This is a genomic window from Flagellimonas cixiensis, assembly GCF_042134615.1.
Lineage (GTDB): Bacteria > Bacteroidota > Bacteroidia > Flavobacteriales > Flavobacteriaceae > Flagellimonas > Flagellimonas cixiensis.
Genome location: NZ_CP169639.1, coordinates 1,403,663 through 1,430,361, shown reverse-complemented (window position 1 = coordinate 1,430,361; position 26,699 = coordinate 1,403,663). Strand labels below are relative to the sequence as shown.

The following is a 26,699-nucleotide window of genomic DNA, read 5'->3' as shown; positions in this document are numbered from 1 at the left end:
GCGGTCAATTAAATTTTTTGATCAACTTCTTGGCAACCAAAGAGATTGCAATTTTTTGTATGAGCGGTGCCAATCCACCCAAAACATTTACTGGATACAATTCCTTTTTTATGTTTTGAATGGCCAGCTTTATCTTCTCTTCATCAATCTGCCTTTCCAGCTTCAAAACTTTTAGGTCCCTATCAATTTCATCAAAGGAGGTATATTGTTTGTGGTTCATAATTCTTCGAAATAAAATTTAGAGAACTTTTTTAATAATGGAGATTCTATCCGTTTCCGCATCACATAGAGAACATATCCGAGCAAGGCATAAAAACCACCAACAATTAAAAAACCGGTGGCCGTATTCCCTGTTAGTTCCCCTAACCAATAGGCTGATGCAAAAGAGATAAACAACAAGGATAATACCACCATACTCCCCACCAAAAATACTTTGGCAGCTACGGTAATACCCTTCATCATAGACCTAAAGCTTTGTAGTCTGTAAAAATCCAAACTGTTCTTTACATAGGATTTCCCGCTTTCTTCGGCCTCTGAAATTTGTTCTTTAATATCTTCGAATGCCATATTCTATTTTTGTAATTGGGCATTTTTTTCTCGAAGATCTTCCAACTTCTTTTCAAGAGCCACAATAATATCGTCGGCCTTATAGCTCATATCCGATAAGGTATCTTCAAGTTTTGCTTCAAATTCAATTTTTTTCGCTTCGGCCGTCTGGTGAAACTCATCCTTGGCATTGGTAATGGTTTTAGCAATATCGTCTTTAGCTTTGATTGCGGATTTCTTAATTTTCTTTCTAGTTTTATTTCCTTTGTCCGGTGCATAAAGAATTCCAACTCCTGCTCCAACAATTGCTCCGGTTAATAATGCGGTTAAAACGTTTCCTGTGTTATTTGACATAATGTTTAGTTTTTAAATTAGACTTCAGTTAAAATTGATGGAGCATTCAATCCGACAAAAAGTATCCGTTCCATCAATCCATTACGAAATTACTCACAGCTGATTCTTTGATTTGATTCATATGGTGTAAACCTTAACGCTGAAGCTAAACTTTCACTAAAAATTAAGAATAAAGGCTTTTACTGGCATTTTAATCCACAACTGGCACAATCACCTTGCTCAAAAAAGATGATCACTGAAAAAGCGCCCCAGAGAGCGCTTTTTTATAAGTTAAATTAATGCTGCGTTTCGTAAAATATAAGAAAAAACTATACTAGCTTTTTTGCTCTAATTTTGCCCAAGTATCCCGCAAAGTAACGGTTCGGTTAAAAACCAAATTTGTCTCGGTTGATTCCTTATCTACATTAAAATATCCCAAACGTTGAAATTGGAATCCTTCTCCAACTTTTGCTTCTTGTAAACTTGGTTCTAAATAGCCTGTTACCTTTTCCAACGAATCTGGGTTTACAAAATCCATAAAATCATTTTCTTTATGGCCATCAGGTGTGGCATCCGAAAAAAGACGGTCGTAAAGTCGAACTTCTGCTGTAATGGCATGCGGAATTGAAACCCAGTGCAATGTACCTTTTACTTTACGCAAACTTTCCTCAGTTCCAGAACCACTTTTGCTTTTAGGATCATACGTACATTGCACCTCAATTATATTACCTTCTTCGTCCTTGCTACAGCTCTCTGCTTTAATGATGTACCCATTCTTTAAACGTACCTCACCCCCTAATTTCAATCTAAAGAATTTACGATTGGCCTCTTCTCTAAAGTCCTCCTGTTCAATATATATTTCTTTGGAAAAAGGCACTTTTCGGTTTCCAGCGGTTTCATCTTCTGGGTTATTCTCCGCATCCAACCACTCTTCTTTACCTTCTTCATAATTGGTAATCACCACTTTTAAAGGGTTAAGCACGGCCATAACCCTTGGTGCTATTTTGTTTAAATGCTCCCTAACATGAAATTCCAACAAAGAAACATCAACTACATTTTCACGCTTGGCAATACCTATGGTATCCGCAAAATTTCTGATGGATTCTGGAGTATACCCTCTTCTTCTTAATCCCGAAATGGTAGGCATTCGTGGATCGTCCCAACCAGAAACTACTTTGTTCTCAACCAATTGAAGCAATTTTCGCTTACTTACTACGGTATGACTTAAGTTTCTACGGGCAAATTCCCGTTGTTTTGGTCGTAATTTATCTTTAGATACCAATTGGTCCAAAAACCAGTCGTACAACTCACGGTGTGGTAAAAACTCCAGTGTACACAAGGAGTGTGATACTTGTTCGATATAATCACTTTCACCGTGGGTCCAGTCGTACATTGGATAAATACACCAATCGGTATTTGTTCTGTGGTGTGCTTTATGCAAAATTCGGTACATCACAGGGTCGCGCATCAACATATTGGAAGATGCCATGTTGATCTTAGCCCGAAGAACGTGTTCTCCCTCTTTAAAATACCCATTCTTCATCCCCTCGAAAAGAGCCATATTTTCTTCCACAGAACGATTTCTATATGGGCTTTCTGTTCCAGGTTCCGTTGGAGTCCCCTTTTGGGAGGCTATTTGTTCGGAAGTTTGACTATCAACATAGGCCTTCCCATCCTTGATCAATTGTACCGCCCAATCGTAAAGCTGTTGAAAGTAGTCGGACGCATAACACTCCGTATCCCATTGAAAACCAAGCCACTCAACATCACGTTTAATGGCATCTACATATTCTTTTTCTTCTTTCGCAGGATTGGTGTCATCGAACCTTAGGTTAACGGGTGCGTTATAGCGCAATCCCAAACCAAAATTCAAGCAAATAGAACTCGCATGCCCAATGTGCAAATACCCATTTGGTTCTGGAGGAAAACGAAACCTAAGCTGGTCTTTTTTATACCCTTTGGAAAGGTCCTCCTCAATAATGTGTTCTATAAAATTCAACGATTTAACTTCTTCCGACATACCTAAATTTTGATGCGCAAATGTACTAAAATACCGCGTTCCTAGCTACTTTTCGAAATATCGCGTATACAAACTAATGCATTTCACAACACTTTTGGGTTAGGCTACAACAATATCTTTCCCTTGGCCTAAAATAAAGACATATTTGTTATTGAATACTATATGAATACGGGGCGTCCAACGACGTCTCAATGAACTGATTACAATTAAGGGGCACAAAACTAACAGGGCTATTTGGCCCTTAACCTCTTAAAAACTAACTGTGATGAAAAAACTTTGTTCAACATATAGCATTCTGGTACTGGCCATTGCCTTTGTGCTTGTTGGTACTTTTAGCGCTCAGGCACAGGTGCTCTATCAACCTGTTCCCGCAGACAACCCCAACCTTGCAGGTAACTCTGCATGGACCGCGGCTTGTGCTTCCAGCAGTTTTAACGAATACTTTGTGAATTTTAGATGGGATCCACCCATGGTGGCTTCCGATAATGAATTCATTCTAGAACTTTCAGATGCCAACGGATACTTTGCTTCTCCAACAGAATTGGCTCGTGTAAGTGACAAAAACGGAACTTTCGATTTCGAATTTGAGTTCGCTTTGCCCACCGATACCCGTGGAGAAAACTTCAAATTTAGAGTTAGAAGTACCTCTCCGGCCAAAACAAGTCCAGCTTCAGAGCCATTTTCCATGTACTTTATTGATTATAATTTTCCTTTGTTGATCAGTGAAAATGGAAGTGGAAGCATTCCTTCTGGTGGTTTGATTCAATTATGTGGTGGTGGTTCAGTCACACTAAAGCCTCATAACATCCCAAATTCCGATACATACATCTACAACTGGTACCGCAGTGGTACGTTATTGGCCGAAAAAACAGAAAGCATCACAGTTTCTGAACCCGGCATGTATTATGTAGAATTAGATTATGGGGATTGCTCCGGTTCGGCCAACACATTATCCAACACCATTGAAATTAGTACAGGAACTGCCTCAGGATTAGTTATTAATGGGGATTCCAATATTGAAATTTGTTCTGGTGAAACCCACCAACTTGAAGCTAGTATTTCTGGTCTTGGACTTACTTATACTTGGTACAAAGATGGTGAAGTTGTAAGCGGGCCCACAGTTGACGCAAGCACTTATACCATCAATGCCGGCATTACCGGTTTTGAAGGTTCTTATGCTGTTGAAGTAGATGGAGCCAGTGTATGTAAAGAATTATCTGAGCCTGTTACTGTTTCAAGTCCCGGTTCTTTTGACGTAGCCCTCAACAATGAAGAAAATATTGTGTTGTTGCCTTCACAGACCAAAACATTATCTGTAACAACAACAGCAAACACACCTGCCTATCAATGGTACAAAAACGGAAGCGCAATCGTAGATGCAACAAGCAGTTCCTTGGTTATCAACAGTATAGGTGAGTATTATGTGGAAGTAACCGATAATGGTGGGGCTTGTGCTGCTGCACCGAAAAGCTCTGAGACCACAACGGTTGTTGCTCCACAATCTTTTGAATTTGTTATTGAAATTATTGGTTCCTACGCTACGTGTGAAAATACAGATGCGACTTTAAGTCTGGCCATCATCAACGCGGTCGGAAGCAATGGTTCCAAAACAGATGTAACCTCAGAACTACAAGCTTCTTTTGCTTATCAATGGGAATATAATGGCGCTCCTTTAGCGGGAGAAACATCTAAAACCATTACCGTTTCCGGTCAAGAAGAAAATGGAGGATATATTTTAAAAGGTACTATTGATTCATTTAGTACTGTCTCGAACAATCTACAAATCAAACTTGCTTCTAGCGAAACTTTGACCATTTCATCCAACGGAACTGTTTATTGTGATGGGGGAGATGCCATTGTATTGAACACAGCAAAAGACCTTACCAACGAATCTTTCAGCTGGAAAAAAGACGGTGTTGCACTTACTATCACTTCACCTTCTTTAACCGTTGGTGAACCAGGTGTATATCAATTGGTTATTGACACCAACGAATGTCCGCTAGTGTCTAACGAAATCACCATCCAAGCCTTTGACGATTCTCTATTAGTCTTGGATAACTCAGAAAATATCATCCTTGTTGAAGGAGAAACCCAAACCTTAACCGCCAGTGGTGCCGATTCTTATGAGTGGTACGATGCTGGCAACAACCTTATCTCTAATTCTAACGCATACGACTTCCAAGAAGAGGGAGAGTATTTGTTGATTGCAAGCTTTGGTACGTGTACCATTAGCAAGATAATCACTGTAACCTACAGGGATATGTTTGCCATACCCAATGTTATTACTGCAAATGGCGACGGTATTAACGATTTATGGGTATTGCCAAACACCTATTCCAGAGACCCTAATGTTCTCGTGACCATTTTTAATGACAAAGGAGAACAAATTTTTAGCCAATCAGGTTATGAAAACAATTGGCCTCAATCCACCACAGCTTTTAATAAACAAAGCATGATTTTCTATTACAAGATCACTAGGGGTGGTAGAAGCCTTAAACAAGGTACCATTACGGTTATCAAATAAACAGCGATGCAAACTAAGAAACCTCTTTTACTACTAACCATCTTGCTACTTGCCTTCTCTGGAATGAGAGGACAGGAGGAAGAGCCCTTTGTGGCTTATAACATCCCTTCCCAAAACTTGTTGAAGTTCAATAGATTCCTGTTGAACCCAACATTTTCAACCGTTAGGGAAGATAAGTCATACATCAATTTGTTTCATAGAAACCAGTCAGTATCTTTTGATGACAACAACCAGGTGTATTTCTTGAGTTATAGCGGTAGGGTTAGTGATAGAAGTGGTGTTGGTGTTAGTTTATTTACGAATAGAGAAGGGCTGTTCAACAACTTTGGTGTACATGCCAACTACGCATATGGAGTAAGGTTGAGCGAAAACAGCACATTTACTTTTGGTGCCAACGTAAGTTATTATCAAAGTGCCTTTAACCAAGACAGGGTAAACTCTGTTGAGGTGGACCCTTACCTTAATACTTTGGAAAGCAGCTCTTTGGTGAGCTTCCAACCGGGTTTCAACTTTTCCTTTGGGAATTTTGATATTGGTGGTTATGCTGAAAATTTATTCGATTACAACCTAAAAACAAGCGAATCCGTTACTGATATTACTGAAAAAACCTATTCGGGTCATTTACAATATACCCATCAGTTTGAAAATGGTGTAGGCATCTTTGAGCAAGCTCGCTTAATGCCGCTTGCGAGAGTGAAAAGAATAGGGGAAGACAATCTGGTTTTGGGCGGTAACCTTATCCTTGACCTTCCAAAATTAGGTTGGCTTCAAGCAGGTTATGACGATTATTATGGTGCTTCCGCAGGTTTAGGTTTCAATCTTACCAAAAATATTTCTTTGGGATATACGGTGGAAAAAGGACTGACCACTGAGTTTGACAATTTTGGGGTTACCCACGAAATCTCCTTAGCCTACTCCTTTACGCCAAACCTTACCGAGGATCGTGTAATGCTCGAAAAAGAGAACGAGGACTTGGTGTACAACGAAGAAGAAGTTCCTCAAGACAGTCTGAACATTACCGACAAAGACCTTGAAATTGCTCAATTAAAAGACAAATTGGCTGAAAACGATGCCATTTTGGATGAGCTCTTAATGCGTCAAGATTCTATTGAAACCAATAGAAGAGAAGACCTGGAGAGACGTTTTGAGACTGTAATGAAAATGGTAAAACGTGAAACCAGTGGAGAAAACCCTGCTTTGGAAGAAAAAGCCAAGCAACTCTATTTCGCCAACGCAGATAGCGCTGATTTGGTTGCTGAAAGAAAACAACCATTGGCCAACCACGGATTGTCCAACACAACAGCCACCAAAAAGGTCATAAAAATCAACGAGAGCAATAAAGACAAAGCGCTTGCCAGCACCAATACAACACCCGTTAAAAGAGACGTAACCTACAAGGCGCCGAAAAGCAACAAAGTTCGCTTTAAACCTCATGCAGTTCCCAATGTAGAAAGTGGACACTACTTAATTGCCAATGTTTTCAAAAACCCAGACAATGTAGAGGCGTTTGTTGAAAAGCTAAGAGCACAAGGTATCGATGCCGATTACTTCACAAACCCTAAAAACGGTCTAAACTATGTGTATTTGGCCGATTTCAACAATAAACAAGAGGCACTTGAAGCCTACCATACTAAAATGGATGGCAAATATCAAGGTGATGCTTGGGTTATGAATGTCAATGGAAACAGTTCTCCAATTGCAGGATATAACCCTACAACAACAACTAACAGCAAGTACAATAGCAATGTGCTCACCAAAAATGTTGCAGGAAACCGTTTGGGCGGCAACAACAATCATGTTGTGATCAGAACCCAATCTGGAGATGGTCTGGCCGAAGGATACTACATAATTGCCAGTGTATTCGACAATTCAACCAGCGCTAGAAACTTTGTTAAAGAACTCAATTCTAAAGGATTAAACGCTAGCTATTTTGTTAGCCCTCAAGATAAAAACAGGTATGTGTATTTGAAAAAACATGAAACCTGGAACAATGCCCTAACCTCTTATTACACGAAACTAAATGCCTCGTATGACGACGAAATGTGGATCATGCGAGTTAAACCTAACACCAACAGCTAACCATGAATAAACTTTTACTAAAAAATCTTATCTGCCTATTGGGGTTCGGGCTTATTGGTATTCTTGCCAATGCCCAGGTAGAAGTTCCGTTTTCGCCGAGATTGGACAATTCCTATATCAATATTAAAGGGGATTATACCTTTCTTTCCAATAGTATTATAAACCGCGTAGATGGTAGTAATACCGCCAACGATCCTTATAATGGTTCAGGAAACAACAATGGTTTCCACCGCGATTATATTGATGTGGACAATGATCCATCTACATTTAGTTCTAGTAGCTCTACACTAACTATGCCCGATTGTTCAAGGGTATATTGGGCCGGACTTTACTGGTCAGCGAACTACCAACAAGAGGTGGTTAACAACACCCAAATAGCCAGTCTTCCAAACAACGATACAAGAAGATTGGACTTTAGGGAGATAAAATTCAAGGTTCCAGGAGGGAGTTATATTGATGTTGTTGCCGACAACAATCCTGACCCAGCGGGCGAGGAAGATGCTGTTATCCACGATAACGTAACCTTCAAAGACTCACCCTATACCTGTTTTAAAAACGTAACCAATGAACTACAGGCATTGGCGGACCCATCTGGTGAATATACTGTGGCCAACGTAAGGGCAACTCGCGGTGTTAGTGTTGGTGGTGCCGGTGGATGGACATTGGTAGTAATTTATGAAAACCCAACCATGACCGGAAAGTACATTTCGGTTTTTGATGGTTATGCCGGTGTAACTGGTACGGCAACTGCCGATATCGCTATTTCTGGGTTTAATACCATTCCAACCGGGCCCGTAAGAGCTCGTTTGGGGGCAAGTGTTGTGGAAGGTGACCGTGGTTTAACTGGAGACGCTTTCAGAATTGAAACTCCAATGAATCCAGGGTTTACCAGTCTTTCCAATGCTGCAAACCCTGCAAACAACTTTTTCAATTCAAATATTACGATAGATGGTGCAGATGTAACCTCAAGAGACCCATATGCGACCAATACTTTGGGATTCGATTCCGATATTTTTGATATTAATAACCCCTCCAATAGCGTAATTGCCAATGGAGAAACCGATGCAACGCTTCGATTATATACACAAGGTGATGCCTTTGGGGCCTTTTTGGTAACCTTCGGGATTGAAGTAATTGAACCCGATATTGTACTTGAAAAAACAGTTGAGGATATTGCAGGTAACGACATTACTGGCGCTGGTGTAAACCTTGGTCAGTATTTGGATTATGTGCTTTCGTTCCAAAATATTGGTAACGATGATGCAACAGGATACACCATAAGGGATATTTTACCTTTAAATGTAACTTTGGATGAAACATCCATATCGATGCCTGCCGGCACTACCTATACCTATGATCCAGCTACTAGGGAAGTAATATTTTCTATTCCCGATGGGCTTGTTGAAGAAGGTGATCCTGCCTCTCAAATTAGAATGAGGGTACAAGTAGCTGAAAACTGTTTCGACTTTATAGATGCCTGTACGGATGTAATCCAAAACTTGGCTTATTCCACCTACCAAGGGGTTATCAATAACAACCAAATTACCGACGACCCTAGTGTTTATGATTTTAATGATTGTGGATTTGGAACTCCTGGAGCCACTAACTTTTTGTTGGACGATTTAAGCGCTTGTAACTTCGAAAGAACCGTACAATTGTGTGGTGACAACGTGCTTTTGGATGCTGGTGATAATTTTGACAGCTATACTTGGTATTTGGATGTAAACGGTAACAATCAAATAGATTTGGGAACCGATACTGTGGTAACCGACGCCAATTCCGATAACGACCCAAGCACCCTTTTGGTTAGCGAAACAGGTACTTACTTGGTTGACAAGCAAGTTGCTGATCCATGTAAAGACTTCATGGAAATCATTACGGTTGAATTGTTCGGTTCCGTTCAATCCAACCCGATTACCGCATTGATCAACGATACTTCCAATACCATTGATGGAGATATCATCGTATGTCCAAATGATGGTAGCGAAACCCCAGAAATCTTTTTGTGCGGTCTAAACGATACCGAATTAATTCAAATCAATGTTCCAGATGCATTGAGCATCGTTTGGGAAAAATTGGATGAAACCAGCTGCGCAGAAGTTACTGACGGTTGTGCCAATACAGGTACCGGTTGTACTTGGAATACAGTGGATACAGGAAACGATTTCTTGGCCAGCGATTCCGGTCAATACCGTTTAGTGATCAACTACCAAAATGGGTGCTTCAGTAGATTTTATTTTAATATCTACAAAAACCCATTAGATCCGCAGTACACCTCAAGCGATATTATTTGTGAAACTCCCGGTAACATTACCGTTACCAATATGCCTTTGAGCTATGAGTTCCAATTGGTAAACCAAGCTACAGGAACTGTAATTGCTCCATACCAAACAAGTCCTAGTTTCGACATCACTACCAATGGTGCTTATATGGTAGAAATGAGACAACAAGGTGTAACTGATGGATGTGTTTTTGTATTGGATAACATTGGTATTCTTGATAGAGATTTCCAAGTTGACATTACTACTCAAAATACCAACTGTACGGGATTGGGTGAAATTGCCATTTCTGTATTGAATGTTGAAGCACAATATTATTATGAAATCTCCACAGGGGGAACTGTAGTTGACACTCATGGTCCTTCTGCTGACAATAACTACACTTTTGAGTCTCTAAATGGTGGTGTTTATGACGTTGCGGTAACAACTGATGACGGCTGTGTTTACAATGAACAAGTTACTATTTTGGACGAGGCCGACCTCGAGTTGACAGCAAGGGTATCCCAGCACATTACCTGTAAAGAGGGTAATATCTTAATGGAATCATCAGGAGGAAAAACGCCTCACTTGTATGCCGTTTTTTCTTATGTGGATGAAGATGGAAATGATGTGATTTCTTATCCTTCAGTAACCGACATTCCTGCTTCTGAATTTCAGACCAGCCAGATTTTTGACATCTACGATCCAGGACAATATACTTTTGTGGTTGTAGATAGATACAATTGCTTTGATATCTCCAATACGGTAACCATTGAATTTAGACCTGCCGCCGATTTCAACCCAACCACAGTACTTGATGTATTGTGTAATGGTGATGCTACAGGGTCTATTACTTTCAACCTTGTAAACAGTAATGGTTACCAGTTAACCTATTACTTGTTCGATGCCACAGGTTTCGACGAAGATAATTATGACTATGCCAATGCATTGAGTACTAATGCTTCTGGTAATTTCCCTGCTTTGGCCGATGGAGATTACGTAGTGGTCATCAACCAAAGAAAAGGTAGTGCATCCTGTGATTATTTTGAATACCACACCGTTTCTGCCCCAGGAACTGCAATCGATGGTAGTGCTGTTCTGGTTCAAGATTACAGCTGTTTAGAAGATGGTGTAATCGAAGTTCAAGATGTAACCGGTGGAACGGCTCCTTATGAGTACAGTATCGACGGAGTTACTTTTGTAAGTTCTCCAACTTTTAATGGACTTGCAGACGGAACCTACTCTGCCATTATTAGAGATGCCAATGGGTGTACGTTTGAAACCAACCCAGTAACCATTGATCCTGTTGTACCCCCAACCGATATTGATTTTTCAGCGACCAACCCTTTGTGTCCTACTTTTGAATCGGACATTACCTTAACGGTAACCGGTGGCACCCCAGACCTTGTTTATGAGATTATTTCGCCTGCAGCCAACGTTGTCAACAATGGCAACAACCCAACTTTCGCCGATATGACCCCAGGAACATATATGTTCAGGGTTACCGACAGCGACGGGTGTTTTTATGATGAAAGCTTCACCATTGCTCCAGTAACGGAAATTTCCGTAATCGGACAAGTTGTGAGCAACATCGTTTGTTTCGGTGACAGTAATGGAGAAATTTCCTATACCGTTTCCAGCTTTAATACAGATTTTGATTATACGGTAACGGGTCCAGCTACTTTTTCTGGCACAGGAGAAACCAATGGAACCATTTCATTAACTGGATTGGCCGAAGGAACCTATACCATTATCGTAACTGATAACCTTACCAGCTGTACCGATACCACAGATGTAACTATTACGGCTCCACCTTCAGCCATTGCAGCTCCCGTAACCGTAGCACAACCTTCTTGTGTTGCAGAAGGTTCTGCAAATATTGTTGCCTCTGGAGGTTGGGGAAGTTATACCTATGAAATTACTGCTGGTCCAACAGGTTATACATTGCCAGCTCCACAATCCAGTGGTTTGTTTAGCGGTTTAACTATTGGTGGAACTTATACCTACACGGTTACTGATGCGAACGGATGTGTGTTTACGGACACCTTCATTATAAATGAAGCAGTAGCCCCTGTCTTGGAAATTGTTCCCAACGACATTTGTTATGATGATGCTACAGGTTTGACCCTTACGGCAAACATCACTTCTGGTGGAGACGGAAATTATGAATACAGTTTAAATGGTGGTCCTTTCGGAACCAGCAATGTATTTACCAACTTGGGCCCTGGAACCTATACTGTTGCTGTTAGAGACGGTAACGATTGTTCCGACACGGCCACTATTACCATTGACCCAGAATTAAGTGTTGTTGCATCAGCACCTAACATTACAGCTTGTGATACCGATACCGATGTTACCATTACCGCTGCTGGTGGAGATGGAAATTATGTTTACGCCGTTGTGGCAGATGGTGTAACCCCAACTGCTGGCGATTTCTCAACTACTAATCCCATCACAGTAACCGCAGCAGGAAATTATGATGTGTATGTAAGGGACAATGGAGGTGCTTCAGGATATTGCGAAGCTTCATACGACATTACTATTGTTCAAGATCCAACCTTGACCATCACTCCTGCAATTACCGATGTAAGTTGTAATGGAGGAGCCGACGGAGGTATTGTTTTGAATGTAAGTGGAGGAGAAGCACCTTATTTATATAGTATAGACAATGGTGTAACCTATCAAACTTCCAACACTTTTGTAAACCTTCCTGCTGGAACCTATGATATTAGTGTGACCGACGCCAACAATTGTCCAGTTACCACACAGGTTACTATTGCAGAACCAGATCCTATTGTTGCAGAAGCACAAATAACCCAAGATTACACGTGTACACAATTAGGTGAAATCACTGTTGGAAGTGTAACCCCAACTACAGGAGGTTCTGGAAGCTATGAATATAGTTTGAACGGAGGCGCATGGACCACATCAACAGTATTCAACGGATTGCAAGATGGAACTTATACCATTCGAGTAAGAGATGCCAATCAAATTGATTGTTTCATTACACTACCAAATATTATTATTGCTCCGCTTCCTGCCGAACCAACTTTAAGCACGAGTGTTGCCTACAGTTGTGACGGAACAGCTGAAGTAACCGTACTTCCTTTGGATGCTTCTTATACGTATAGCATAGATGGCGGAACACCACAAACAAGCAATGTCTTTAGTAATGTTGCTGTTGGGGTTCATACCATTGAGGTTGATTATGGCAGCGATTGTACAGTTCAAACTTCCGTTGTAATTGAAGCTGGATATGCTTTTGATGCCGCGATTACGTCCTATACTGATCTAACCTGTAACGGTGCCGCCGATGGAACCATCACTTTTGATGTAGAAAACTTTGACCCCGCAACCGGATATACCTACCAAGTTGATGGTGGTGCTGTTTCTGCTGCACAATTTACTGGCCCAGTAACTGTTTCAGGATTAGCGGCTGGTGCACATACAATTACCATTGTTGACCTTAGAGACCCTGCTTGTTCCGTAGTGTTGAACCAAACATTGACCCAACCTGATGTGTTGGATGTTACAGCTTCAATTACCAACGAACTTACGTGTACCAATGGTGGAGCAACCATTACTGCAACCGCTACCGGTGGTACGCCTGCTTATCAATATCAATTGGAAGATACTGTGGGTGGAGTAATCACCGCTTACCAATCATCCAACGTATTTACTGGATTGGCCGCTGGAGATTATGTGGTAAGATCTAGAGACACCAATTTATGTGAGGATACCACACCAATAACTATAGCTCCCCCTGAGACGATTGCTTTTACTTTGACACCAACAGCATGTTATAGCGGCAATAATGATGGTACTATAACAGTTGACGTGACCGATGGAAACGGAAACTATCAGTTCAGCATCAATGGAAGTGCTTGGATCACCCCATCTCCTGTAACAGCGACATCCTATACATTCAATAACCTAACTGCTGGAACCTATACCATTGATGTTCGTGATCAATATGGTTGTTCCGTTCAAGATACCGTAACCATAGTCGATGACTTGGTGGCTGCTGTAGAAGTTGTGGATGTTTCTTCTTGTGCTGATGGAAGTATTACTGTAACTGCCTCAGGCGGAACACCTGTTTTGGAATATGCTTTTGTTCCAACCACCACAGACCCAACAGGATCTTTCTCTACTACCAACGTCTATACCGTGACTGCTGGTAATGAGGGAACATTTGATGTATATGTAAGAGACAATTCGGCTACCGCGCCTTATTGCGAATATGTAGAAACGGTAACCGTAAACCCTGCCGTACCATTAACCATGGTCGCTACTCCAACTGACCCAGATTGTCATGATGGAACAGGTTATATATTGGTAGATATCACTTCTGGAATAGCTCCTTATACCATAGAAATTGTGGATTTGGACAATGGAGGTGCTTCCAACCAAACAAACACCAATGTGTTGGCAACGAGCCGCACCTACTACAACTTAATGCCTGGGGATTATACCATTAATGTTACTGACGCTGCTGGCTGTACCATAACGGATACACAAACCATCAACAACCCAGATGAATTAACTGGTATCGTTACAGGTGTTGTGCCATTAAATTGTGATGCTAGTGTTGGGCCAAACGATTTTGGATTTGATTTCTCAGGATATCCATCTACCATTGGAACCATCGAATTTAGTGATGATGGAGGTTCAACTTGGCAGTCATCAGATCAGTTCCGTGGCTATAATCCTGGAGAAACTGTTTATCCTTCCTTAAGAACAGTGGACGGATCAAACAATACTGTATGTCAAACAGATTTGGAGCCTTTTATTATCCCTTACCCATTGGATGATTTGGACATTACCATTTCTGCCTTGATTGTAGATTGTAACGAATTACAGGTTACAGTTCAAGGATCTGAAGGTGTCGCACCCTACGAGTATGCTTACTCAGATGATCCCGGTAATTTTGACCCAACAACTGCCACATGGCAAGTTGGTGGAACTACAGATAATCTAGGGAACACTGTGCCAGCTGGTAATGGTATGTACCAATGGACAGGTTTGGTTCCTGGTAGAACCTATGTTTTCTATGTGAGGGATACAAGTGGTTGTGTGCGTCAGAGTAATGTAAACGTAAACGATTTGATTACCGTTCCTTTAGAAATTACTTCGGTTTTAACTCCAACTTGTGCCGGGTCAACTACAGGAAGTATTACATATACCATAACCGACAACCAGTCGCCTTTTGGAGATCAATTTAGATGGACAGTTTATGACATGTCTTCTGGATCTCCTGTTTCTGTAGCAACAAGTGGAGGAAATGTAGCTTTCACTTCCCCGCAAGATGTTACCGTAAATAATCTAGGAGAAGGAAACTATTTTATTGAAGTAACAGAAGTAAATGGTGGCGTAGATAGTTGTGTCGGTGCAACTGAAAATGAATACCTGCCAGAATTGAATCCACTTTCTGGAAACTTGAGCGTTTTACAAGATATTAGTTGTAGTGAGCCAGGATTGATTCTAGTTTCAAACCCATTGGGCGGTGGCGGAACTTACACCTACACTGTTACTGGACCATCTGGATTTACCGCAATCACCTCAACATCCGATAATCCAATTGAGATTCCTGCTAACTCACCTGCAGGTAACTACGATGTAACCATGGAAGATCAGTATGGTTGTGCAATGCCATTGGGTACTGTACCACTGACTTTGACTCCAAACCCAACTATCGATAGCGTTGTAATAGATAACTGTTCTACACCTATTACAGTAACCATCAATGCAACTAGTACTGCACCCCAAATTTTCTACTCTATAGATGGTGGTGTAACATATGTTGATAATGGCGGCGTATTTACCAATGTTACTCCAGGAACCTATGATGTAGCAATTATTGACAGCAATGGATGTACAGACACCGAAACAATTATTGTAAATCCGATTTTGGAAGCCAATGTGGACTTAACCAAATTATTGGATTGTTCTCCTAACCCTGATGCCGAGATTACTATAGATGTACTTTCTGGCTCTAACGATTATGACTATGAGATAAGTAATAGTTTAGGCGTTGTTGTGAGCAGGACCAACTTACCAAGTAATCCTTTTGTGTTTACCACTGTAATACCCGAAGACTATACCATTACAGTTTACGATAACAATACAGATTCACCTGAGTGTTTTAGAATATTTAACGTAACAGTTCCTCCTGCAATAACTCCATCATTCAACACAACGTACACCGATGTTACTTGTAATGGTGCTGCCGATGGAACTATCACAGTAAATGCAATTGATAACGGTATCGGCCCATATACCTTTGAAATTATTGCTACAACTGAAGGGTCTATTAGCGTGCCAATTGCACCTACCAGCTCTACAGCAACCACTGCAACTTTCACAGGATTGGAAGGCTCCACTTCTGGAATTACCTATACCATTCAGGCTACGGCAGCAAACGATTGTACTGCTACCGAAACTGAGACCATTACTGAACCAAACCCAATTGCCAATGTTAGTACAAGCGTTGTTGAATTTGGTTGTACTGCAGGAAACAACACGAATAACGCAACAATTACTGTGGACACTGCTTCCATTACTGGAGGTAGCGGTAACTATGTTATCTATGAGTTTATTAATGATGCTGGTTCCATAGTGGTTCAATCGGGAAGCAACCCGGTTTATACCGAAACCAATACTGCTGGTGGCAATTATACCATTAATGTGTACGACAGCAACGGATGTTTAGGCACCACAACAGCAGTAATTGCGCCTTTCGATAGTTTGGATGATGCAACCGTGGCTGTGGATGCTGTAGCCACATGTTTAACTGGTGAAGATATTACCATTACCGCTATTGGATCTATAACAACTTCTGTTACAAATCCAGCTAACTACGAGTTTAGGGAATTGCCATCAGGAACCTTCCAAACTTCTGGTAGCTTTACCGGTCTGTCTGTTGGAATTCACAACTTTGAAGTGAGAAACACAGTAACTGGATGTATCATTACTGTTTCACACACTGTTGCTGATCCAGAAGTATTGGATTTAATGGTAGTAAGCACAACAGATATCACTTGTTATGGTGATACAGACGGTGCCGTTCAATTGAACTTGGTAGATGCAACCAGTACTACCTATGCAGCTGCAATTACTTATACCTTATTCTACGATATCAACAATACGCCGACCAACTTGGCCGACGATGTAACCTCAACTGGTTCTGATGCTGATGGAAACTTTAGCATAACAGGTCTAGCTGCCGGTTCATATTATATTGAAGTAACCGATACCAATCCTCCAGGTGCAGGTTGTGTGTACAGCGAAACATTCAATATCGCTGGACCATCTGCTCCGATTACAGGTTCCACTGTGGTAACCGATATCACTTGTATGCTTGACGATGGTATTATCCAAATTACTGGCGTAGCTGGTGGATGGGGTGGATACTCCTACTATGTGGGAACTACTTCTCCAACAGGTCCTGGTGACTATGTGGCTAGTCCTAACTTTACAGGATTGTCTGTAGGCACTTATGAAGCATGGGTAATCGACTCCAGTGGATGTGAGCAATTGGTGGATACAGTTACTTTGACCGATCCTGACCCAATTACGGCTTCACTTCAGGTAAATGTTGAAAATTGTACCAACCTTCAAGGTGAAATTCAAGTGATCAACACTGTTGGTGGTCAAGGAAGTAACTATACGTATCAATTAATCAGAAACGGCGTGAATGTTGGTTCGCCTCAAACAAGCACTGTATTCTCTGGATTGGGTGCTGGTTCTTATGAAGTATTGATTGCTGATCAGTGGACATGTACTACAACAGTTGGTCCGGTTGTTCTTTCTGATGCGATGACGGCTAACACTACTGTTGTTAAACCTATTGATTGTACTGTTGATTCAGGTGGTCAAATTACTGTGAATGTTTCTGGTGGTTCATCCAACCTAACCTTCGATTTGGTTTACCCTGATGGAAGCACAACAGATAGCAATGCTACAGGAGTGTTCACAGGATTAATTCAGCCAGGAGTTTATACCATTACCGTAACCGATAACGACACTACTACACCATGTACGTATGTAGTAACACAAGAATTGGACGATAAGGTAGATCCTGTTATCGATAACGTAATTGAAGAAGATGTAAGCTGTAACGGTGGTTCTGATGGTAGTTTGACTGTGGTACTTGACCCAGCAACGGTTGTAGACCCTGTATATACGTACGAATTATATCAAATGTCCGACTTGGTGAATCCTTACAGATTCGCGCAATCAAGCCCTGTGTTCGACAATTTGCCAGCTGGTGATTATCGAGTAAGAGTAATTTCTTCCAGAGCTTGTGAGGATACCTTTGATGCCACAATTGGAGAACCTCCAGTATTGAATGCTACTGCAACTGCAACAGATTTCTCTTGTAGCCCTAGCAATTCAGTTAACGAAGCAACGGTAACTGTTGTTCCAACGGGTGGAACAGCTCCATTTTACTATAGTTTTGAAGGCAATGCCTTTACTGCATCTGAAACATTTGCAGTAGTGGACAACGGTAGTGTTCAAACTATCGACTTTATTGTAAGAGATGCCAATGGATGTGAATATCCTGGAAGTATCGACGTTCAACCATTGAATACGTTCACTCTAGATGTTAACCAAGATGTTGCTATATCTTGTGCTAATCTAGAAACAGTAACACTAACGGTTACCGAAACCATTCCAGGCGACACTTATACGTTTGCCTTGTTGCCTGCTGGTAATCCTTATGGTGCCATGACAACTTCAACGGCTACTACTGCAACATTCGAATTGAATGCAGCAGGAACGTACACCTTTAGAGCTACAAATGATGCGACAGGTTGTTATGTTGAAACTACACACACTATTGCACCATTCGATACTATTGATGTTGTTGCGACTGCAACTTCACCTGCTGTTTGTTTTGGTGATGCAGGAACTTTGGAAATCAATGTGACCGGATATACTGGAACCTACGATTACGAAGTGTTCAATGCCAATGGAACAACAACTGGAATAATCGGAAGTGGAAACACAACCACAAATCCATTAGCAATAACAGATCCTGCATTGGTTGGCGGTAACTACTTTGTTCGTGTCACAGAAACAGGATACCCAGAATGTGTTGAAGACTCCAACACCATTACCATTGTGTCTCCAAGTTCAGCTTTGGATGCCGCTCCTTTGGAAGTAGCCAATGTAACTTGTACCAATGATCTAGGTGAAATCTTGGTGGCACCAACTGGAGGTTATGCTCCTTACGATATCGTATTGACCAACACTACGACCACTCAGGTGTACACCATGAACGATGTTCCAAGTTATGTGTTCACTGGATTATCAGCTGGAGACTATACGGTGAGCATTACGGACAATGAGGGTTGTGTTATTGCAAGAACCATTTCATTGACCGAGCCATTGCCAATCACTGCAGATATTGATGCTGCTCCGATAGACCTGGCTTGTTATGGCGATGACAGTGCTTCTGTTTGGGCTACAAATGTAACTGGAGGAGAGGGTTCATATGCTTACCAATTGAATTATTATGATGCAACGGGTACCACCATTGAATTCACAACCGGTGAACAAACCAATAATACCTTTACAGGATTGGGGGCTGGTATCTATAGCATTACGGTAACCGATGGTTGGAACTGTGGCGTAGAGACCCCGCAAGTAACTATCAATGAGCCTACCGAAGTATTTGCTTCACTCATTCAAGTAACCGAAATGACATGTACCAATGATGCAGAAATTCAATTGACTGCTTCAGGTGGAAATGGTTCTTATTTGTATAGTACCGATAACATCAACTTTACCCCAATGGTCGGTAATACCATTACCCTTGCTGTAGGTGAAGGAGCATATCAATTCTATGTTCGTGACACCAATGGTTGTGAGGCTGAAATCTCAAACCAAGTTACTATTGATCCTATACCGGAACTTACCTTGGAAATTGATGATTCTGCAGCATTTATCAACTGTATGGGTGAAGCAACTGCTACCATTATTGCTCAGGCCACCGGTGGATTGGGTAATTACTACTACGAATTGTTCAGTGATGCAGCTTTAACCAATCTATTGGCTGGACCACAAACCAGTGGCACCTTCAATACACTACCAGCAGGTAGCTATTACGTAAGGGTAATCAGCGAAGATTGTGTTGAGGTATCTCCAGAAATCATAATTGTTGATCCTGCACCATTGGTGGTTGAAAGAGAAGAATCCACAGATATTACCTGTTCTGGAATGGACGATGGTACCATAACGGTAGAAGTATCTGGAGGTACAGGAGAAATTCTTTATGCAATTTCACCAAACCTAGATCAGTTCGATACGGAAAATACCTTTACCGATTTGGCACCTGGTATTTACGATGTGATCGCTCAAGATGTGAACGGATGTTTCTTGACCTTCCAGTTTGAAATCATTCAACCAGAACCAATACAAGCTGAAGCTATCAACATTATGCACGAAGTATGTTTTGATAGTGCAGATGGTGAGTTCGAAATTGAAATCACAGGAGGTACCGCACCTTACATGACGAGTTTGAATTCTAGCCAAGAAGAAAACTTTGTTCAAGACCAAGTCTTGTTCCAAGATCTTCCAGCAGGTACTCATGTAGTATTTATTAGAGATGCCCAAGGTTGTGAAACCAACGTAATTGTTGAAATTGAACCTGGTGTAAATCTTTCTGCTACTGTTACTCCAATGTATGAGTGTACTGGAAACATTCCTAACAACTATTTGGATATTGTTTTTGAAGATGAGTCTATCATCGACGATGTAATGTATGCCGTGGATTCTACAGATCCTGCTGATATGCAATTGACTGCTGATTTTGAAAACTTGACTCCAGGTGATCACTTTGTTACCATTGCACATGCCAATGGTTGTATGACCACTTATGATTTCACCATTGAAGGTTACGAACCATTGACCTTGGTCTTGGAGAACAACAGCTTTAACCAAATTACGGCCATCGCTGAAGGAGGTGTAGAGGATTATACCTTCTACTTCAACGATATCAACAATGGATCGGATAACATTTTCTATATCAATTATACAGATACCTACACTGTAACGGTAATAGATCAGAATGGATGTGAAGCTACCGCTGAAATATTTGTGGAATTCATGGATGTGGATTTCCCAGACTTCTTTACCCCAGACGGTGACGGTCTTAACGATTTTTGGCTTCCTGATAACGTTGAGGGCTTCCCTGACGTACTAATTAAAATTTATGATCGTTATGGTAGAGTAGTGGAAGAAATGACCCGCGAAATTAAAGGATGGGATGGTAATTACGATGGTAAACCATTACCGACCGGAGATTACTGGTACGTAGTTCGCCTAAACGGTGATCGTGATGACAGAGAGTTTGTGGGCCACTTTACGCTCTACCGCAATTAACGATTAACCTACTTTGACCTCATGTTAAAAAAAGTATACTCAACTATCCTCCTTGTTTCCTTGGCACTTTGTGCCAGGGGACAAGAGTTGACAGTGCCCCAATTATCGCAATACATAGCCGATAATCCATTTTTAATGTCCCCGACCTATGCTGGTATCGGTGACCATATAAAAGTGCGTTTAAATGGCTTAACGCAGTGGGTAGGGATAGAAGATGCCCCTGATACCCAAACCTTGGCCGCAGATGCCAGGATTGGGAACCGTTCGGGTTTGGGAATGCTTTTATATAACGATAGTAACGGATTTACACGCCAACGTGGTGCAAGGGTATCTTTTGCACACCATTTAACCTTGGATTATTATGATGATATATTCCTTTCATTCGGATTATCATACAATTTTAACCAGTTTAGGGTAGATGTAGAGGAGTTTGAATCCAATAATGGTCAATTGCCAACGGATGACAAAGCAACGACCAATCACAATTTTGATTTGGGGGTTTTGTACCGAAATAAAAAGTTTTATTTAAGTTTAAATGCCGCCAACGTCCTGAATAAGGATTTATCAAAATTCAATACCGATATAGTTCAAATTGAACCCAACAAACTAAGAAACTATTACGTTTACACTGGGTATAGTTTTTCAAAGAACAAGAACAGTAAATTGGAAATAGAACCCTCAGTGTTCTTCCAATGGTTTGAAAGTGATGGTCGATCTGTAACCGATTTCAATGCAAAGTTCCGTTTTCACGATTTTGAGGATTACTATTACGTAGGAGCCACCTATCGATTTTTGAATGACCAATTTGGATCACCATTGTACATTGCTCCAATTGCCGGATTTAAGAAAAGTAACTTCTATTTTGGCTACTCCTATCAAATAATTACCAATGAAATTTTGGGATACAGTACAGGTACCCACGTACTAACTGTTGGTATGGACCTCTTCCAAGGATTGAGCAATTGTAGGTGTATGTATTAATTGTTATGGTTTTATTCTATTTTTGCCCATTCATATTAAGGAAGCGTGGGGAAAATTAGGCTAAAGAACGTAAGGATACATTCCAACCATGGGTGTTTAAAAGAAGAAATGCTTATTGGGAGTGATTATAGGGTGGACTTGGAAATTACTGCTGACCTTTCCCAACCTGCAATTTCCGATGAATTAAACGAGACGGTTGACTATGTTCATTTGAACAATATCATAAAAGAAGAAATGACTGTACGTTCCAACCTATTGGAACATGTGGCCAAAAGAATCACTGATCGTATATTCGAGGAAATTCCCCAAGTGCTGGAAGTGGTGGTGGAAGTCGCTAAAATTAATCCGCCTATAGGTGGTGATGTGGAGAGTGTTGCTGTAATACTTAAAAACCAAAGGTCATGATATTGCTTTGCCAAAGTTAAAAAAGTAGTACATTTGCACTCCAAAATGGCATCGTGGCCGAGTGGCTAGGCAGAGCTCTGCAAAAGCTTGTACAGCGGTTCGAATCCGCTCGATGCCTCAAAACCCAGTACTTAGTGCTGGGTTTTTTCTTTTATAACTGTTCTATTTTCTCGATTTTTTCTTTTATGTCGAATTTTTCCTTAGGTAAAAATCCCTTTACAATTAGAACAATTCCGCAGAGTACCAGGACAATCCCTAAACCTTTTTTAATCAACACAATCCGTTCTTGGGTCAAATACCGCTTTAGTTGTTTGGCCAAGATAATCTTTAGCAAATCTGTACCAAAATACACTAGCAGTACGGTGCCGAAAAAGACCATCATTCTATTGGAATCATTGTCCAAACTTGGTCCAACCACAATAATAAGTCCCAACCAAAAGGCCAATACCCCAATATTGATGAAATTCAATAAAAATCCTTTCACCATCAATCCCAAATAAGTACCCTTGGAAGCTTTTACATTGGTTTTTTTCTTTGCTTTCTTAACAAACAGCAGAATTCCATAGACCAACAATATCATTCCTCCAAAAACAAACAATCCGGGTTGGTTGCTTAAATTTTCCAATAATTGGAAACTACTGAAGTAGGCAATCAATAAAAAGACAATATCAGCAAAAATAACTCCGATATCCAAGCTAACACCTGCCCTAAATCCTTTGGTTGCACTGGTTTCCAGCAAAACAAAAAATACAGGACCTATCATAAAGCTCAATAAAAAGCCTAATGGTATTGCTGCCTGAATGTCATCAATCATTTTTAGTGCACTCTTTTAATTTTTCCGCCGAACAAAGTGTGTTCATCCATTTTTTCGGGGTCGCCATAAACCAATACTTCTCCTCCTGCCTTTACATTGGCCTTTACGTATTTGGAAGCATAAATTTCCGCATTTCCACCAGCATTTACGCTAATTGTAGTGAATTTTGTTTGGAAAGTCCTACCATTATACTCACCTCCTGTGTTAATGATCACATCTTGGGTATTGGAAAAACCACCAGAAAATATCTTGCCACCAGAAACTGCCTTGATCAACAACTGGTCTACCTCGCAATTGATTTCCAACTCGCCACCTTCTTGGGCTTTAAGCTCTAAAATATCCTGCTTATACGTTTCATCAGAAGAAATTCTAGCGTCCTCGTTCACATCAATTACGACCAATTCTTCTGTATGATATAAGTCTACGTAAGTTCTATACCCACTAAAAATTTTGACAATCTCCATGCGGATTTTTAAAACACCATCGTTGTTAACTATGGCCACATTATCGGTATTGGCTCCGCTAATCACAGCTTTGTTTTCGTTGGATTTGATCAAATTGATGGAAATGCCATCAAATCCTTTGATTTCTGTGAACTTTTGTAGGTTTTGGGTAATTGTATTCTCTTGAGCAACAATGCTTTGCAAACTCAAAAATACTATAACAATCGTAATTTTTTTCATGTTATAAAAATTTGGTTCTCAATAGAATAACAAAATTTGTTCCAAAATAGTATCAATCCTTTTTACCAATCAACGAAAAGTCCAAATGCCGCTTCACTAAATCAGTACTTTTCACCATCACATAAACTTCATCACCCAATTGATACATGCGTTTGGTACGTTCGCCAATAATGGCATATTGCCGTTCGTCAAATATGTAATAATCATCCTTAATATCCCGAATTCGAATCATACCCTCACATTTGTTCTCAATAATCTCTACATAAATACCCCATTCGGTAACGCCGGAAATAACACCAAGGAATTCTTGATCCTTATGATCTTCCATAAACTTGATCTGCATGTATTTTATGGAATCTCGTTCTGCATTGGCCGCCAATAGCTCCATGTCAGATGAATGCTTGCATTTCTCCTCATAGATAACTGCCTTAGGCATTTTTTCGTTATCCAAATACTGCTGCAACAATCGATGCACCATCACATCAGGATACCTTCGAATAGGTGAGGTAAAATGGGTATAATAATCGAAACCCAATCCGTAATGTCCAATATTCTCGGTAGTATAAATGGCTTTGCTCATACTTCGAATGGCCAAGGTATCTACCAAGTTTTGTTCCTTCTTGCCCTTTACATCTTCCAATAATTGGTTTAGGGACTTATTAATGGATTTTCTATCCTTAAGGTTAATACTATGCCCAAATCTTGAAATAACCCCGTTCAAGGCCATTAATTTATCATCATCGGGCTTGTCGTGCACTCGGTACACAAATGTTTTCTTTTGCTTTCCGATAAACTCGGCCACCTTGCGATTGGCCAGCAGCATAAATTCTTCAATCAGTTTATTGGCATCCTTAGCTTCTTTAAAATATACTCCAACTGGCTCATTGTCTTCAGAAAGATTGAATTTAACCTCAATCTTATCAAAGGATATGGCACCAGCATCCATTCGAGCAGTACGCATAATTTTTGCCAATCGATCAAAAGTGAGAATAGCTTCTACAATCTCATCCGAAATGGTATAAGCTCCTTCCCGTATCGAAATTTCTTTTGGAATCTTATTTTGTTCGGTTTCAATAACGTGTTGTGCTTCTTCGTAGGCAAAACGCTCATTGGAATTGATGGCCGTTCTACCGAACCATTGGTTCACCACCTTGGCATTATCATCCATTTCAAAAATGGCAGAAAACGTATACTTTTCTTCATTTGGTCTTAAGGAACAGGCTTGGTTCGATAAGACTTCTGGCAACATCGGAACCACACGATCTACCAAGTACACCGAAGTGGCTCTATCATAAGCTTCTTCCTCTAAAATGGAATCTGGTTGCACATAATGGGAAACATCGGCTATGTGAACACCAATTTCATAATGTCCATTTTCCAATTTTTGAAACGAAAGTGCATCATCAAAATCCTTTGCATCTTTGGGATCAATGGTAAAGGTCAACACATCTCGCATATCCCTTCGTTTTGCAATTTCCGATTCTTTTATACTGGTGTCCAGTGTTTTGGCAAACTGTTCCACTTCATATGGAAACTCATTTGGTAAACCATATTCTGCTAAAATGGCATGTATTTCGGTATTGTGTTCTCCTGGTTTTCCCAGTACCTCAATAACTTCACCATAAGGTGAATCGGCATCATCGGGCCAATCTCCTAGGTGAACCAAAACCTTATCGCCGTCATTGGCTTTTTTAAGTTTTTCGGTGGGAATAAAAATATCGGTATACATCCTAAAATCGGTTGGACGTACAAAAGCAAATCGCTTTTGTTTATCTACAATACCTACATAAGACGTTTTTTTACGTTCCAATACTTTAGCAACCTCCCCTTCCATTTTCTTGCCCTTTCTTCTGGGTTTTAGAAAAACTTCTACGGTATCTCCGTGAAAGGCTTTGTTCAAATGACTATTGGAAACAAAAATATCGTCATCCAGTTCTTCCACAATAATATAGGCGTTTCCACTACTGGTCAAATCAACCCTTCCCGTAAAATACGTGTGCAGGGATGGCTTCTTTTTATACTTGCCCCGTTCTTCTTCAACAATGCGATCCGTTGCTTTTAATTGACCTAACCGTTTGATTAATAGATTTCTATCTTGAGTATCGGTAATTCCAAGTTGTGAGGCTATTTGTTTATAGTTAAAGCTTTTGGATGGTTCCTTCTCCAGAACCGTGAAAATGCCTTTGGTAATCTCATTCTTTCTTTGGCTTCCTGCCCTCTTCTTTTTCTTTGACATTAACGTCCTTTTTTTTTTGAAAAGTACGAATTATAATCCGTGAGCGTTAATGTATAGGAAAGTAATGTCAGATAAAACAACATTTATCAACAATAACTATTATAATCTTTTTTCTTCTTTTTTAAATTTTATAAAAATGATGGTTATGATAGATCGTTAATATGTGGAATAAATTTTTCTTGATAAAGTTGCTATCAACACTTGGATTACTTTATTCACGATCTGTTAGATAAAAAAAGGTATAAGAATCAATCTTTTAGATTTGTTATCCACCAATTTTAATAACCGTTATCAACATCAATTTTTTGAAAACTAAATGTTTTTTTAATGTTAACTACGGTCGATAAATGTTTGATATGCGTTGATTAATTTTTAATCGAATGTACATCCAACATAAAATAATTATTCCTATTGCTTTTTTTCTTCTTAAAATCA

The 26,699-nt window shown here is 40.3% G+C and carries 12 protein-coding genes and 1 tRNA gene; 6 read left to right on the top strand and 7 right to left on the bottom strand.

Annotated elements, in window-relative coordinates:
* Window positions 1-4: 4 nt before the first annotated feature.
* The 4 genes from ABT310_RS06270 to ABT310_RS06255 form a co-directional block, all read right to left on the bottom strand.
* Window positions 5-220 carry a DUF6327 family protein gene (locus tag ABT310_RS06270; protein WP_375325891.1) on the bottom strand — a complete coding sequence of 72 codons (216 nt, stop codon included), beginning with the start codon at window positions 218-220 and terminating at the stop codon, window positions 5-7.
* A complete protein-coding gene (locus ABT310_RS06265) occupies window positions 217-567 on the bottom strand; it encodes a hypothetical protein (protein ID WP_375325890.1) in 351 nt (116 codons plus the stop codon). Before ABT310_RS06265 ends, ABT310_RS06270 begins: the two co-directional genes overlap by 4 nt.
* 3 nt (window positions 568-570) lie before the next feature.
* The gene (locus tag ABT310_RS06260) at window positions 571-900 is read right to left on the bottom strand and encodes a YtxH domain-containing protein (protein ID WP_375325889.1); all 330 of its coding nucleotides are present in this window, start codon (window positions 898-900) and stop codon (window positions 571-573) included.
* Between the two features lie 313 nt (window positions 901-1,213).
* On the bottom strand, window positions 1,214-2,899 hold the full coding sequence (locus ABT310_RS06255) for a glutamine--tRNA ligase/YqeY domain fusion protein (RefSeq protein WP_375325888.1): 1,686 nt from the start codon (window positions 2,897-2,899) through the stop codon (window positions 1,214-1,216).
* 265 nt (window positions 2,900-3,164) lie between these two features.
* On the opposite strand from ABT310_RS06255, the gene ABT310_RS06250 reads away from it, so the two are divergent.
* From ABT310_RS06250 to ABT310_RS06225, 6 genes are all read left to right on the top strand, one after another.
* Window positions 3,165-5,423 (top strand): gliding motility-associated C-terminal domain-containing protein, encoded by a 2,259-nt coding sequence (locus ABT310_RS06250; protein ID WP_375325887.1) that lies wholly within the window; start codon window positions 3,165-3,167, stop codon window positions 5,421-5,423.
* Window positions 5,424-5,429: 6 nt separating this feature from the next.
* A complete protein-coding gene (locus ABT310_RS06245; protein WP_375325886.1) occupies window positions 5,430-7,502 on the top strand; it encodes a PorP/SprF family type IX secretion system membrane protein in 2,073 nt (690 codons plus the stop codon).
* Between the two features lie 2 nt (window positions 7,503-7,504).
* Window positions 7,505-21,145 (top strand): T9SS type B sorting domain-containing protein, encoded by a 13,641-nt coding sequence (locus ABT310_RS06240; protein ID WP_375325885.1) that lies wholly within the window; start codon window positions 7,505-7,507, stop codon window positions 21,143-21,145.
* A gap of 21 nt (window positions 21,146-21,166) precedes the next feature.
* Window positions 21,167-22,126, top strand: coding sequence for a type IX secretion system membrane protein PorP/SprF (locus tag ABT310_RS06235; protein WP_375325884.1), 960 nt, complete (start codon window positions 21,167-21,169; stop codon window positions 22,124-22,126).
* Between the two features lie 45 nt (window positions 22,127-22,171).
* A complete protein-coding gene (folB, locus tag ABT310_RS06230; protein ID WP_375325883.1) occupies window positions 22,172-22,531 on the top strand; it encodes a dihydroneopterin aldolase in 360 nt (119 codons plus the stop codon).
* Window positions 22,532-22,578: 47 nt separating this feature from the next.
* Window positions 22,579-22,649 (top strand) — tRNA-Cys (locus ABT310_RS06225).
* 33 nt (window positions 22,650-22,682) lie between these two features.
* Here the strand turns inward: ABT310_RS06225 and ABT310_RS06220 are convergent.
* Genes ABT310_RS06220 through rnr form a run of 3 tightly spaced genes read right to left on the bottom strand, consistent with a single transcriptional unit; the run spans window position 22,683 to window position 26,264 of the window.
* Window positions 22,683-23,345 (bottom strand): LysE family translocator, encoded by a 663-nt coding sequence (locus tag ABT310_RS06220; protein WP_375325882.1) that lies wholly within the window; start codon window positions 23,343-23,345, stop codon window positions 22,683-22,685.
* 2 nt (window positions 23,346-23,347) lie between these two features.
* The gene (locus tag ABT310_RS06215) at window positions 23,348-24,028 is read right to left on the bottom strand and encodes a head GIN domain-containing protein (RefSeq protein WP_375325881.1); all 681 of its coding nucleotides are present in this window, start codon (window positions 24,026-24,028) and stop codon (window positions 23,348-23,350) included.
* A gap of 52 nt (window positions 24,029-24,080) precedes the next feature.
* Window positions 24,081-26,264 (bottom strand): ribonuclease R, encoded by a 2,184-nt coding sequence (rnr, locus tag ABT310_RS06210; RefSeq protein WP_375325880.1) that lies wholly within the window; start codon window positions 26,262-26,264, stop codon window positions 24,081-24,083.
* Window positions 26,265-26,699: the final 435 nt, after the last annotated feature.

Coding starts and splice junctions, on each gene's coding strand:
- ABT310_RS06270 (WP_375325891.1), bottom strand. CDS start 220: ATGAACCACAAACAATATACCTCCTTTGATGAAATTGATAGGGACCTA.
- ABT310_RS06265 (WP_375325890.1), bottom strand. CDS start 567: ATGGCATTCGAAGATATTAAAGAACAAATTTCAGAGGCCGAAGAAAGC.
- ABT310_RS06260 (WP_375325889.1), bottom strand. CDS start 900: ATGTCAAATAACACAGGAAACGTTTTAACCGCATTATTAACCGGAGCA.
- ABT310_RS06255 (WP_375325888.1), bottom strand. CDS start 2,899: ATGTCGGAAGAAGTTAAATCGTTGAATTTTATAGAACACATTATTGAG.
- ABT310_RS06250 (WP_375325887.1), top strand. CDS start 3,165: ATGAAAAAACTTTGTTCAACATATAGCATTCTGGTACTGGCCATTGCC.
- ABT310_RS06245 (WP_375325886.1), top strand. CDS start 5,430: ATGCAAACTAAGAAACCTCTTTTACTACTAACCATCTTGCTACTTGCC.
- ABT310_RS06240 (WP_375325885.1), top strand. CDS start 7,505: ATGAATAAACTTTTACTAAAAAATCTTATCTGCCTATTGGGGTTCGGG.
- ABT310_RS06235 (WP_375325884.1), top strand. CDS start 21,167: ATGTTAAAAAAAGTATACTCAACTATCCTCCTTGTTTCCTTGGCACTT.
- ABT310_RS06220 (WP_375325882.1), bottom strand. CDS start 23,345: ATGATTGATGACATTCAGGCAGCAATACCATTAGGCTTTTTATTGAGC.
- ABT310_RS06215 (WP_375325881.1), bottom strand. CDS start 24,028: ATGAAAAAAATTACGATTGTTATAGTATTTTTGAGTTTGCAAAGCATT.
- rnr (WP_375325880.1), bottom strand. CDS start 26,264: ATGTCAAAGAAAAAGAAGAGGGCAGGAAGCCAAAGAAAGAATGAGATT.